The organism is Providencia sp. PROV073 (assembly GCF_033688125.1).
Taxonomy (GTDB): Bacteria; Pseudomonadota; Gammaproteobacteria; order Enterobacterales; family Enterobacteriaceae; genus Providencia; species Providencia hangzhouensis.
The window spans coordinates 4,032,372-4,046,217 of sequence record NZ_CP096353.1 but is presented as its reverse complement, the minus strand read 5'-3'; the positions used below and the strand labels follow the sequence as shown (position 1 = coordinate 4,046,217).

Here is a 13,846-nt window from a genome sequence, read left to right as displayed (position 1 = left end):
CATACTTTTGTATGGGATGTGGGCTACGCGTTTTTGGTGACCAAGCGCAGAATTATGTCTATGTTGAATTATAACCTTTTTTATAGCTGCCTCAAAATGGCTTTCTTGGTGTATCAAAAAACCAAAAATAATATCCCGAGTCGCATAAATGCTCATCGGGATATTTTTACAAGTGATGTACAGCTAAAGCGCTAAATGGGATTACTCATCACCATTAAGGCCTGCACGGTTCAATAAGAACTGCGCTAGCATGGAGACAGGGCGACCAGTAGCGCCTTTTGCTGCGCCTGAACGCCAAGCAGTCCCTGCGATATCAAGGTGTGCCCAGTTATATTTCGTCGCAAAGCGAGACAAGAAACAACCCGCGGTGATAGCACCAGCAGGACGGCCACCCGTATTGGCTAAATCAGCAAAATTAGGCGTGATTTGGTCAAAATACTCATCAGCCAGTGGTAGACGCCATGCACGGTCACCCGCTTGCTCTGATGCGTTTAATAACTCATGAGCCAATGGGTTGTGGTTTGACATCAACCCAGTGTAGTGACTGCCTAATGCAATGACACAAGCCCCTGTTAAGGTCGCGATATCAATAACTAGCTCAGGTTCAAAACGCTCAACATAGGTGAGTGCATCACACAGAACTAAACGGCCTTCGGCATCCGTATTGAGGACTTCAACGGTTTGCCCAGACATGGTAGTAAGAATATCACCCGGACGATAAGCACGCCCACCAGGCATGTTTTCACAGCCTGCTAATACCCCAATGACATTAATTGGCAACTGCAATTCAGTGATAAAGCGCATTACACCGTAAACAGAAGCCGCGCCGCACATATCGTATTTCATTTCATCCATGCCTTCGGATGGTTTGATTGAAATACCGCCAGAGTCAAAGGTTAACCCTTTGCCTACGAGTACGATAGGTTTGCAGTCTGGATCTGGATTGCCTTTATATTCCATGATGGACATCAGCGATTCATTTTGTGAACCTTGACCCACCGCGAGATAGGCGTTCATTCCTAACTCTTTCATTTGCTCTTCGCCGATCACTCGCGTGGTTAGTTTACTGTCTGAAATATCTGCTAATTGACGTGCTTGAGACGCTAAATAACCTGCGTTACAGATATTTGGTGGCATATTACTTAAATCTTTTGCCGCTTTAACACCTGAAGCAATCGCTAAACCATGGGAAATAGCACGTTCACCACTGGTCAATTCACGGCGAGTTGGCACATTGAAAACCAGTTTACGCAGTGGACGACGATGTTCTGTTTTATTACTTTTCAGTTGATCAAACACATACAGTGATTCTTTGGCTGTTTCGACGGCTTGGCGCACTTTCCAGTAATTATTGCGGCCTTTAACGTGTAATTCAGTTAAGAAGCAGACGGCTTCCATTGAGCCAGTTTCATTCAATGTGCTGATTGTTTTCTGAATAATTTGTTTAAATTGGCGCTCATCTAATTCGCGTTCTTTACCGCAACCGATAAGTAGAATGCGTTCAGACAGAACGTTGGGTACATGATGGAGTAGCAGGGATTGCCCTACTTTACCCTCAAGTTCGCCGCGGCGCAGCAGGGCGCTGATATATCCGTCACTGATTTTGTCCAGCTGTTCAGCAATTGGGGACAGACGGCGTGGTTCAAAGACTCCGACAACAATACAAGCGCTGCGTTGTTTTTCCGGGCTACCACTTTTTACACTAAACTCCATGCGTTCTCCTGAATCTTAAAGACAAAGGCCGATGCTCCCGCTAAAATTAGCGTTTCGCATGATCTACCTCATAGAGAATGAACTCTTTATGTTAAACTAACCATCTATACGCGAAATAGCTCACGTTGTATGCTGTTAATTGCGATACACCATGAAGTATGGCGGGTATATCTGGTTTCTCGAATATTAAGCATGTTCTGATATTTCAACCAGTATAGAGAATGCTTTTATATCATTGTAGCCATACAATAAACTAGAGTATATGTTAGTAAATGGCAGACATCGAACGAACTTAGCCATTTTCTTCCCAAAAGACAAGTTTTCACAGGCGTAATAAGCGTGATCATTATTAGATATTTGGTACGGGAAACCCTGAAAAGTCAGTTAGCCATACTTTTTGTATTGATGCTAATCTTTTTTAGCCAGAAGTCGATAGATATTCTTGGCGCTGCGGTTCAGGGCAACATTCCCTCAAACTTAGTACTTCCTTTACTGGGGTTAGGTGTGCCTGAAATGGCGCAGCTTATCTTACCTTTGAGCCTATTCCTTGGGCTTTTGATGACCTACAGTAAACTTTACACTGAAAGTGAAATCACGGTAATGCACGCCTGCGGTTTAGGTAAAAGTGTTTTAGTAAAAGCCGCGTTAGTCCTAGCGGTCATTACCGCAATGGTTGCGGTGGCTAATATCACGTGGATGTTACCATGGTCATCGCAATATCAAGAACAAGTATTGGCTGATGCGAAAGCGAACCCTGGGCTAGCTGCGATGGTGGAAGGGCAATTTAAAACCACTAAAGATGGCAATTATGTCCTGTACATTGGTGATGTAAAAGGTAGCAACTTCAAGAACGTATTTCTTGCACAGCTACGCGCTGCAAATGAACAACGGCCTTCAGTTGTAGTGGCTGATAGCGGTTATATGAAAGAAGACCCCGATGGCCGACAAGTCGTTGTTTTAAACGAAGGTACTCGCTATGAAGGAACCGCGTTATTGCGAGATTTTCGAATAACTGACTTTGTTAATTACCAAGCTATTGTTGACCACCAAACCGCAGAAACGCGTAGTGACCGAGTCGAGCAAAAAAATATGCTACAACTGTGGTCTGAAAATACTCCTGAAGTGAACGCGGAGTTCCATTGGCGCTTAACGATAGTATTCTCCGTTGTCGTCATGGCCTTGATGGTCGTGCCATTAAGCGAAGTTAATCCACGTCAGGGACGGGTATTAAGTATGCTTCCAGCGATGCTGCTATACCTCATTTTCTTTTTATTACAAAGTACATTGCGTAATAGTGCTGATAAAGGCGACCTTGACCCAAGGTATACTATGTGGGCGGTGAATGTGGGGTATTTAATATTAGCGATAGTCCTAAATGCGTGGAATACCGTCCCAATGAGACGTATGCGTCTTAAATTGAGTAAAGGGGTTGCCTGATGTTTGGTGTTTTAGATAGGTATATCGGTCGAACCATTTTAAATTCGATTTTAGTGACGCTATTTCTGCTCGTTTCACTGGCAGGGATCATTAAATTTGTCGAGCAGCTTCGCAAAGTGGGTGATGGCGACTATACGGCATTGAGCGCAGGTGTATTCACTTTATTAACTGTCCCAAAAGATATTGATATCTTCTTTCCAATGGCAGCCTTGTTGGGAGCACTCATGGGGTTAGGGGCACTGGCTTCACGTAGTGAGCTAGTCGTCATGCAAGCTTCCGGTTTTACCCGCTTACAAATCGCATTATCGGTGATGAAAACAGCAGTTCCATTGGTCATTGTCGCAATGTTTATTGGTGAGTGGATCGCACCTGCGGGAGAACAGTGGGCAAGAAATTATCGCGCAGAAAAAATCGTGGGTAACTCATTAGTTGTGACAGATGAAGGTATGTGGGCAAAAGATGCCAATGATTTTATTCATATTCAGCGGATTAATAATGCGACATCGATTCAAGATGTGTCGATTTATCGTTTTGATGACCAACGTAAATTGAAGTCGGTGATGTTTGCTGCGAATGGTGAGTACGATTCGACAAATCAGCTTTGGGTGTTATCTCAAGTGGATGAGTCAATTCTAAGTAGCGAGAAAAAAATCACAGGTTCACAGCGATTGACGGTGGATTGGAAGACCAACCTAACCCCAGAAAAACTAGGAATAGTTTCACTGAATGCTGATTCGCTATCAATCCGCGGCCTGTATCAATATGTCTCATATTTAAAAGAAAGTGGCCAAGTGGCTGCGGTTTATGAGCTGAGCATGTGGAAAAAAATCCTCGCACCACTTTCTGCGGCAGTTATGATGCTAATGGCAGTTTCATTTATTTTTGGGCCGTTACGTACCGTTCCTATGGGCGTTCGTGTTATTTCAGGTATTGTGGGGGGATTCCTCTTTTACGTACTTAACCAAGGGTTCGGTAATTGGAGCTTAGTGTATTCGGTGCCACCGATTATTGCAGCAGCATTGCCAAGCGTCCTATTCCTGATAGTAAGTATCACATTGTTAGTTAAACGAAAATAACCGTTTATAGGCAAATAAAGGGCTGTGAGTCTTCGGGGTTCACAGCCCTTTTCTTTTTAGCATTGCTGACTTAGCAGGACATTACCTAAGTGACTAATAATCCCTAACAGTTTGTTTTGAGGGCGAAACATAATATATTGCAGCTTGTTTCCCTCTAATGCAGGGACATATTCACCTTTAACACCAATGACATTGCAACGGCTTTTGTTAGCTAATTGTTGGGCGTAAGAAAACATTCCACCGTTAGCGGTATATGACTGACGAAGAGGGTAGGCGTGATTCCATACTTTTTCGGTAAATTCATTTTGTGCTTTTTGGCGAGTGTTATCGACTAACTGTTTATATTCAGCGGTTTTTTCTAACTCTTTTTGATTATTTCCCAGTTTGAGATAATTAAGCTGGCTAAGATCGATTTCTATCTGAGTAGGCTGCTGGGGAGTGGGGTAAGCTGTGTGGTGATTATAGATTTTTCTGAGCTGTAAAACTAATTCAGATGCTCTACCTTGTTTAATCGTGGAAGGGCGCAGTATATGGTGTGAGAAAAGTGAATATATGTTCATCTGACTTCCTATTTTAACAAAATGAGAGAGAAAATAATCCTAGCTTTTCGGCAGGTAAAAACATTGTATAAAGCGACATCGAGAGTGAAATAATAGCTTGAAGGGCCAAGCTATTATATTTATCAGGTAACGACATGGTTTTGCTAACTATTTTGGCGGTTATAACTCAGCGTTTTTTACTGTTAGCTAAAAAGTGTATAACCGAGTGCGCTGATAAAGGCGATAAATGGCGGTTGTGGCCGAAATAATTTTCTTTTGGGGAGGGCTGCGTGAGGCTGGGGATCCATCGCTAAAATATTTTCACCGCTTTTATTAGCCAGTTGTTGAGCTAAAGAAAAAATGCCTCGTTTCATCCCATTATGTGTTTTGAATTTGAAAGCAGCAGAACATTCTTCTCGATAAATACGCCGCTCTTCTTGTCGATAGGCTTTAATCGCTAGCATTTCAAAATCATCAGAATAGCTTTTGGGGATTGAGATAGTTATTGATCTTGCTTTTAACTCTTTTGGGCTGTTAATACAGTGGTTTTTAATATCATTCAGAATGTTATTAAACTCGATTGGGCTAATTTTACGTTGTGGTTCGGAATGATAGTTCAGTATTGTTGAGGAGTTCTTGGTTCTCATTATGGACTCTTATAAGTAAATGACATTACTAAAATATTATCGAGAACCTAATAAAATTGATTATAAAAAAGGCTAAGAAAATTATCAAAAACAGCCTGAATATCTCAGGCTGTTGTCGCAATTAATGTAATAATGCGGGTAAATCCACGTTTTAAGGTTGGGGTGTAATTCGCCATTGCTTGTAACGCTTCGGCGGTACTCCTTCAATGTTTCCCATACGCATGGTTAGCCGACAGTGAAGCGAGCAGTTCGTTAACTCCAATTGTTAATTTACTGAATTTACTGTTATCTTTGCGGGTCATTACCACAAATATCCCAATATTTTGCTGTGGGATCATCGCCATATAAGTATTAAACCCACCGCCACCGCCGGTTTTTTGATAAATTCCCGGAGTGCCGTTTTTAGGCTTCATATACACCCACCCAAGGCCGAGTCCATCAGCATGGCCTGCAACATCCATCCCTTTAATTTCCAAAAGCTTTTCGCGTGGAAAATAGATACCTTGCTCACGGGCTGCGGTGACTTTTCTTAAGTTACTGTCTGTCGATAAAAATTGCTGCATCCATTTTTGCATATCTGCAGGGGTAGAATACACGCCACCACTTCCTGCTGCCGCGAGTGTGTTATGGCAAGGGCTTGGTTTTGTTCCTTCCATTAACAGTGCGCACTGCGCATTGTTAGGGGTATAAGTGGTATTCGTCATTTTGGCGGGAGATGTCACATAGTGGTTAAATAATTGGGGATAAGAGACTCTCGAAGCTTTAACCATCGCATCAGCCAATAAGTCATATGCTAAGTTGGAATAAGAAGCTTCTGTGCCTGGTGTCGCATCTAACTTACCTGTTTTTAGCCATGTCCAACGGTTATCTTGAGTTGGCCAAATAAAAACAGGGCGACCCCATTTTCCGCCGGGTTGTTCTCGAGGTAATCCACTGGTATGGCTCGCTAAATGATATAAGCGAATAGGCTGCCCGCTGGCATTATCAGGCACATTAACGCCGTGGTAGGCATACTGCTGTAACGGATCAGTAATTAACAGCTTCTTATCCTGTTCGAGCTTAATTAATATTTCGCTTGTCATTAATTTGGTAATTGATGCAATGCGAATTAATGAATTTGGACCGGGTTTTTTACCATTGCCAGGTGCGGTTTCACCATAATAGCGTGACAACGCCTGATTATTATCGATAACAATGATTGCCATGCCCCGTGCATTGCTTTCATTAAAAATGCGGTTAGCATACAAATCGACAATCTTAGCGACGCGCTCGTAAGTCCTTCTATCTCCCTCAAAAACCTGCCAATCTGAGGATTCAATATCATTACTTTGCAGAAACTTTGGTGCTTTTTCTGTCTTACTTGAGCACGCCATTAACACCAAAGACAATGCAGATACAGACAGAATTTTTAGAAATGATTTCTTCATGTTGGAAGCCAGCCGATATGATTGTTTGCAAATGACCTTTCAGCCAATATTATTTTTTCTTCGCGAAAATCTTCATTACGACACCAATTAAGATGCCAATAAAGATACCTGTTGCTATCCACCCAACAAAACCCATGATTAAACCTTAAATATTGACATTAGATTGCAGATAAACTAACAAAAATAATGACCTGCCGCCAGTCACAGAGCCTTGCGATAAGAAAAATAATTTGGGAGAAGTTAACATACTCATTAATAGATATATAAACAAAAGAAGCTTTCCCAGTGATTTAATCAGATCTAAGGAATATGCTTTTTTTTTAATCGAACAAACTGTAACTTCACGAATAAGTGTTGCCAGTAGACACAAGGCAAGTATAATGACAGCGTTTTCCAAGAAACACATCACTTCGTGCCGGAGTGGCGGAATTGGTAGACGCAGTTGATTCAAAATCAACCGCCTTCGGGTGTGCCGGTTCGAGTCCGGCCTTCGGCACCATAAGAACATCAAGAGACGTCAACCGACGTCTTTTTTTGTATCTAAAATCCAGTGTTTGCAAGGCTTTTCCCGCGTTTTCAGTCAATGCATATCAACTTAACTCAACCCACATCAACCTCCGAGTGAGTATACATCTGAGTATATACACCGCTTCGATAATGAATGTATACTCATTTTATCTCAAATTACTGATGTTAGAGCAATGCAGGCGCAGCCTGTGGCGTAGGCACATAGTTGGTTATTCAGCTCGAAATCATCGACAGTAATCTGAGATATCTCGTTTATATACTCACTCTGGGGTGAAGAGGACAAAGAATATGGCATTAACCGATACGAAAGTTCGAGCAGCTAAACCAGACGAGAAAGCTTATACACTGACAGACAGTGATGGCTTGTTTCTTTATATTCACCCCAATGGTTCTAAATATTGGCGCTTTCGTTTTCGCTTTGGCGGCAAACAACATTTGATGGCTTTTGGTGTATACCCTGAAATTTCTTTAGCGGATGCAAGAGAAAGAAGGGATGCCGCTAGAAAGCAAGTTGCTTTAGGCATCGATCCTCGCGAGCTCAAGAAAGAATTAAAGGAAGAACAGAAAAAGGAATTTAACACCTTTGAGAAGGTAGCTCGCGATTGGCATGCGACCAATAAGAAGTGGTCAGAAGGGCATAGTCATCGAGTCCTCAAAAGCCTTGAGGACAATATCTTTGCTGCTATTGGTAAACGCAATATTGCTGAACTGAAAACTCGTGATCTACTCGAACCGATTAAAGCAGTGGAGATGTCTGGACGTCTTGAGGTTGCGGCACGTTTGCAACAACGTGTAACCGCCATAATGCGTTATGCAGTCCAAAGTGGTTTAATCGACTATAATCCAGCGCAAGATATGGCTGGTGCAGTTGCCACTGGTAAACGAGTTCATAGAGCTGCATTAGAGCTTAAACGCCTACCAGAGTTCTTAAAACGCATTGATGATTATAAAGGAAGGCCTTTAACTAAACTTGCAGTAAAACTCACCTTATTAGTCTTTATTCGTTCCAGTGAACTGCGTTTTGCCCGTTGGGATGAAATCGATTTTGAAAATGCCATGTGGACGATCCCTGCTGAACGCGAAGCGATAGAAGGGGTTAAACACTCACATCGTGGATCAAAAATGCGCACGCCCCATTTAGTACCTTTAAGCCGACAAGCCATTGAGATATTGAAACAGATCTATCAATTCAGTGGTAACCACGAACTGATCTTTATCGGTGATCATAATCCAAGAAAACCAATGAGTGAAAACACGGTTAACAATGCATTACGTGTAATGGGCTATGACACTAAGACGGAAGTCTGTGGACATGGTTTTAGAACGATGGCATGTAGCTCGTTGATTGAGTCAGGACTGTGGTCGAAGGATGCGGTAGAACGACAAATGAGCCACCAAGAGCGTAACTCAGTCAGGGCTGCTTATATTCATAAAGCGGAACATATTGAGGAACGGCGATTGATGGTGCAATGGTGGGCAGATTATCTGGATGCGAATAGGGAGAAAGAAATTTCGCCTTTTAGTTTTGCTAAGTTTGGCAATGATCCATTAAAGATAATTTAAATTAGATCATCAATTGTTGTGATATAAAGGAAAGCTGTAAGGGGATGGAGCCCTTTACACGATGGGTACAATTTTGTATGAGAAGGGATATAACTCTACATGGATTGAGCTGGGTATATAGATAAGTATTAGATCCGTTACACGTATAATCACGCTCAGTATTTGGATAAAAATATATTTTAAAGTCTACTTATAAAGCTATTAATACTAATTTAATGCTTCTATTACTCATTTACTTTATACAGGGATTGACTGAAAAATATGTAGGTGTTAATAAAGAAATACGTTGAAATTGGTAAGAGCCGAGACTATGGCATTTCTTGAAGAAGCTAATTGTATTGATGATTTACTGAACGGTGTGCATAAGGCTATTATGTCTGGTGGCATCGAAAACTCACCAACAAAAGGTAAGAATCTTGAAATATTAGGAGCATGCTTAATTCTGACTGACCCTACAAAGCGTGTTAGTCGAACGGAATCTAGAAGTAAAATAATCAGTTGTTTAGGGGAGTTTTTGTGGTATTTAACAGGAAGTAATGATCTTTCATTTATCCATCACTATATACCTAAATATATTGATTACGCAGAAGAAGATGGAAAGGTTCATGGAGGATATGGATCTCGTCTTTTTAATATGCATAATATGTATAATCAGATAGAAAATATAATATCATTATTAAAAAATAAAAAAACGAGTAGAAGAGCTTTAATACAATTATTCGATTCTTCAGATTTGGTTTCTAAGGATAATAATGGATTAAGTGAATATAAAGATATTCCATGCACTGTATCTCTTCAGTTTTTAATTAGAGAAAATAAATTACATTTATTTTCTAATATGCGTTCTAATGATGCATTTATGGGACTAACTCATGATATATTCGCTTTTACAATGATACAAGAGTTTGTTGCTAGAATTTTACAATGTGAGTTAGGTAATTATTATCACTTTGTATCTAGTATGCATTTGTATGAGAAGGATTTTGAAAAAATAAATAATTTGCAAAAAGAAGGTTTTATGAGTACACGGTCTATAATGGATGTAATGCCAGCAATAGATACTCTTGATTATAGGTTTAAGTTATTAAACATAGAAAAAGAATTAAGGGATAATAAGCTTTATGATCTTGATAGTGTCGAATTAAATGATTACTGGAAAGATTTAATGCGAATCATAAAAATTCATTTTCTTTTAAAAGAGAATAATCCATTATATTCAAATGAGGCTAAAGTTGAGCTAGGCAAGCTTGTGAATAGTTCATATGAAATTTTTTTTGAAGGAAAATAAAAAATGAGAAGGCATAATCTAGCACATAATTTAGTATTATCACTAAAAAATTTTAATAGAAGTGAATATTCTCTTAATGGACTTTCTTCAGATGAGCATTATATGACACTTGCTATGCAATTAGTTGATAGTATTCGTCGTATAGAATTTGTAAAAGTTATTTCAAACAGTAGTAAGCCAGTAAGTCCTTATCGTACCGAGCCAAACTCTGACCTATTTGATCCTATACGAGCAGCTAGATTACATTATGAATCAGGTAACTATGATGAAGCATGTTGGTTAATTTTTCTTGCTACTCATTTTGGTAAGAATATTAAAACAAAGTGGAAACTTTGTAGTGATATATATAGTGGATTAGGTACAGATATATGGACTTGGGATAAGATAACAGAGAATTTTGGAGCTTTTGAAATGTGGTACGAAAATAATTCTTTAGAATTAATAAGAGGAAGTACGCAAAGGCAATATGGTAATCATCGAAAGTATGAAACTTTAAAATATAATTCTAGACGCTCAATTCCTAAAGTATTTCAATCTTACATTAACTTTATAGGACAAACGAGAAGTCATGAAGCAAGATTTGATGAAGCAAAAATGATTGCTCAGACTCCAGAATTACTTTTTGAAGTATTATATTCAAATATGAGAAGTGTTATTTCCTTCGGAAGAACGGCTAAGTTCGATTATTTAACAATGTTAAAAAAGACGAACTTATTAGACGTCGAGCCTAATCATCTTTTTTTACGTAACTCCACAGGGCCAATAAAAGGGTGTCGGCTTTTATTCAGTAACAATATAGGTAGTGGCGATTCAATTGAGGTATTAAACAAAAAGTTATCTTCACTTGCAACAATATTGCCAATTAATTATCTAAGAATGCAGGTATTAGAAGATGCACTTTGTAATTGGCAAAAATCCCCCGATAGTTATAGATATTTCGGAGGATAAAGACTATAGGATATCATCCTTTTCATACCTCACCTTAAGCCTATTAAGGTGAGAATATGGAATGTTTCCTATATGTTGTAGATGACCTAGAATAATTCCTTTTGACACTCCCACCAGTCTAGAAATTCGTACAATCTCCTTCCAGTTTCTAGCGCTAAAGTATTTGATTTTCTCCTGAAAAGGTTCTGGTATTAGAGTATTAGTTGCAAATAGATCAGCTTCTTTTTCTTCTTGTTCATCTAAGGACAATTTTGTTTCTCCTTCTAATCGGATACTTATAGCATCATGAAGGATAAGGTGGCCAATCTCATGGAATAAAGTGAACCAAAAATGGTCATCTGTTAGATACCGGAAACTCACAATTAGAGTTGCCTTATGGGGTTCAAAAAAGCAAGTTGCGCCACTTGCACGACATCCTGAAGGAGTTGGAAGAGCAACTAAAGTAACACCCGCTGTAGCCAGGAGAGTACGAATGCGTGGTATAAATATTTTTATATCAGATTCATTTGTAATTTTACGCAGCTCAGGTATTAGACTTTTTAGTTTATCTTTATTCCAAGTGCTGCATTGATGATTTGAACTGATTTCTTTTGCTTTAGTTATCCAGACCAAATCAGACATTGGCATAGTTTTTAGACTGACGGACTTTCTGAATGCAACTAAAGGAGATAATTCTATGTTAAAATCGTTTACCGAATTTATACCAAAAAAGTTTAGGCAGTTTTTCAGTTTTGATTCAAATGATGATGTTTTAGGAATCCAACCATACTTGATCATATCTCGTACAGGGAGGGTATTAAGCCATGCTTTATTGGTATTATCCAAATGTGTAATGTGTTTTCTATACCTGCTTTCACGTCTCAGCCAAAAATCGCTAGAAACATCAAATAGATCTTGTAGTCTATAAGCTAGATTTTCATCAAGTGAAATATCTCCACTCAGTAATTGCTGTCCTTTTTTTAGGGAAAGGCCAATTTTTTTACTGAATTCTTGATCTGTAATACCATGTTCATCCATCAGATCTATGATTGTATCGCCCGGAGGAGACACCCGGTCAGGGCTAAACCCAAGTTTACTAATCATTTTTCATCACCTATGAACATTAACTTAATTCGACTAACATTACTCCAGTCAACTGAACCATCTGCATTTTTGGGAGGGGTAGTATGCCCACAAGTGAAACCGATATCAGTGCTAGAGTCGAGGCATACTATAATATATTCTTCCCCATCCTGAAAGGATGATTTTGGGTTTCCAACAGGTAAACTTAGTATATTCTGTGTAGCATCAATATCAAAAATACGACGTAATAATTTTTTGGATAATTGAACTCCCAAGATTTCTTTTGCGTAGCTCTCACTTTCACAAATACTTCTTAAATGCTTGCTATGGAAGGAAATATGCAAAATTTATCACTTGTATAATTTTGATTAAAAATTGATTATTTAGTTTATAGCAAAAAATTCTTAACTATTGAAGTAATAATATACATGTTAAGTATAGACTGTCTAGAATTTTAATGCTAAACCTTAAGTATTATGATTTAACGAAAAAAGTTTATAATATGATGAAAGACAAACATTTAGGTACTAACGCGATTAAAGATGTCATAGCTGAAATGAATAGTCAGGATATCAAGTGGGGTGCAGATCGTGATCTTAGCCCGTTTATATGGGCATCTATTCTAGGTGAAGAGGTCGGTGAATTTAATCAAGCTATTCTACATGATTATTACGGAGGGAAGTTCGCAGGCACTTCCCGTGATGAACTAGTTCAAATTGCGGCTGTCGCATTACAAATTATAGAGTATTATGACAGACAAAAATTATAAGTAATAGTTAGTGTATTTATTTCTAATCTCCGTTTTTAAGTATGTAAAAATGGGAATTATATCGGAATATATTTCCTTAATCTTTATTCGATCCTGTAAAGTTATCACAATTGGAGTGGTATTTATTATCACCAGCGATAAACTTTCTCGTAATTTCATTTATAATTTGTTAATTTATCTCAGTTAAATAAAAGTTACTGTGTTGTTCTCATAATTTATCATTATGTCTGAACCAATAAGTTTCATTGTTGGTTACTAAGAACCTATCTCAATAGGGAGTTGACAAATAAATAACTTTAGAGAACTGATGTTTGCTGACGCAGTATCTATCGTCTTTAAACGTTAATGCCAGCTGCTTAAAATACTGTTTGTATCACCTATTGAGGTAGGCTCTTAATCATAAAGCCTCACAACTATTTTATATTTACAACCATTCAATAATGTTGATAATTTGATTTATGTAACATAGTAACCTATAAATTTCGTTTTAATCTAATAATTTTCACTATTACATTAATATTTACCCTTCAACAAACCATATAAAAAAACAAAGGATTACGTACATGAAGCAACGTTGTTTATTCACGGAAGGAAGCATCAGCCTGCCTGAGGGCTACAAAGAACAAACTGTCAACATCTTGATTTCCCCCACTGGCAATGCGGTTAACATTTCTCGGGATAACAAACCCGCTGATGAAACCTTTGATGACTATGTTGCTCGCCAAAAGCAACTTTTGCAACGCTCCCAAAAAGATTGGCAACTCCTTGAAGAAAAGCCCTCTGTACTGGGACGCGACGGGATTCACGGCTACCTTATTAGTTCACGCTACCGCCCGAACAAAAAGCAGG

Annotated in this window: 11 protein-coding genes, 1 tRNA gene and 1 pseudogene; 8 read left to right on the top strand and 5 right to left on the bottom strand. The window is 38.9% G+C overall.

What is annotated here, in order from left to right:
* Positions 1–201: 201 nt before the first annotated feature.
* Complete coding sequence (pepA, locus tag M1F17_RS18505; RefSeq protein ID WP_004264329.1) at positions 202–1,713, bottom strand: leucyl aminopeptidase; 1,512 nt, start codon at positions 1,711–1,713, stop codon at positions 202–204.
* A 339-nt stretch (positions 1,714–2,052) separates the two neighbouring features.
* On the opposite strand from pepA, the gene lptF reads away from it, so the two are divergent.
* Together lptF and lptG are read left to right on the top strand one after the other, a co-directional pair.
* Positions 2,053–3,150, top strand: coding sequence for an LPS export ABC transporter permease LptF (gene lptF, locus M1F17_RS18500; RefSeq protein ID WP_036958756.1), 1,098 nt, complete (start codon positions 2,053–2,055; stop codon positions 3,148–3,150).
* On the top strand, positions 3,150–4,226 hold the full coding sequence (gene lptG / locus M1F17_RS18495) for an LPS export ABC transporter permease LptG (RefSeq protein WP_004264322.1): 1,077 nt from the start codon (positions 3,150–3,152) through the stop codon (positions 4,224–4,226). Before lptF ends, lptG begins: the two co-directional genes overlap by 1 nt.
* A 56-nt stretch (positions 4,227–4,282) precedes the next feature.
* Here the strand turns inward: lptG and M1F17_RS18490 are convergent, their stop codons facing one another.
* From M1F17_RS18490 to ampH, 3 genes are all read right to left on the bottom strand, one after another.
* Positions 4,283–4,786 carry a hypothetical protein gene (locus M1F17_RS18490; RefSeq protein WP_318837108.1) on the bottom strand — a complete coding sequence of 168 codons (504 nt, stop codon included), beginning with the start codon at positions 4,784–4,786 and terminating at the stop codon, positions 4,283–4,285.
* Between the two features lie 182 nt (positions 4,787–4,968).
* On the bottom strand, positions 4,969–5,412 hold the full coding sequence (locus tag M1F17_RS18485) for a hypothetical protein (protein ID WP_136134054.1): 444 nt from the start codon (positions 5,410–5,412) through the stop codon (positions 4,969–4,971).
* A 203-nt stretch (positions 5,413–5,615) separates the two neighbouring features.
* Positions 5,616–6,839, bottom strand: a complete 1,224-nt coding sequence (ampH, locus tag M1F17_RS18480) for a D-alanyl-D-alanine-carboxypeptidase/endopeptidase AmpH (RefSeq protein WP_144139663.1) — start codon at positions 6,837–6,839, stop codon at positions 5,616–5,618.
* Positions 6,840–7,253: 414 nt separating this feature from the next.
* Here ampH and M1F17_RS18475 point away from each other — a divergent pair.
* The 4 genes from M1F17_RS18475 (at position 7,254) to M1F17_RS18460 (ending at position 11,166) form a co-directional block, all read left to right on the top strand.
* Positions 7,254–7,338 (top strand) — tRNA-Leu (locus M1F17_RS18475).
* 317 nt (positions 7,339–7,655) lie between these two features.
* Entirely contained in the window at positions 7,656–8,930 is a 1,275-nt protein-coding gene (locus M1F17_RS18470) for a tyrosine-type recombinase/integrase (RefSeq protein ID WP_154639986.1), read from the top strand.
* Between the two features lie 310 nt (positions 8,931–9,240).
* Positions 9,241–10,218, top strand: a complete 978-nt coding sequence (locus M1F17_RS18465) for a thymidylate synthase (protein WP_140171802.1) — start codon at positions 9,241–9,243, stop codon at positions 10,216–10,218.
* 3 nt (positions 10,219–10,221) lie between these two features.
* Complete coding sequence (locus M1F17_RS18460) at positions 10,222–11,166, top strand: hypothetical protein (RefSeq protein WP_154628787.1); 945 nt, start codon at positions 10,222–10,224, stop codon at positions 11,164–11,166.
* Between the two features lie 3 nt (positions 11,167–11,169).
* Here the strand turns inward: M1F17_RS18460 and M1F17_RS18455 are convergent, their stop codons facing one another.
* Entirely contained in the window at positions 11,170–12,249 is a 1,080-nt protein-coding gene (locus M1F17_RS18455; protein WP_154628786.1) for an ImmA/IrrE family metallo-endopeptidase, read from the bottom strand.
* A 436-nt stretch (positions 12,250–12,685) separates the two neighbouring features.
* On the opposite strand from M1F17_RS18455, the gene M1F17_RS18450 reads away from it, so the two are divergent.
* Positions 12,686–12,997, top strand: coding sequence for a MazG-like family protein (locus M1F17_RS18450; protein WP_272661235.1), 312 nt, complete (start codon positions 12,686–12,688; stop codon positions 12,995–12,997).
* A gap of 563 nt (positions 12,998–13,560) precedes the next feature.
* Positions 13,561–13,788: pseudogene (locus M1F17_RS22590) on the top strand (DcrB-related protein); the annotation flags it as partial.
* Between the last annotated feature and the right edge of the window lie 58 nt (positions 13,789–13,846).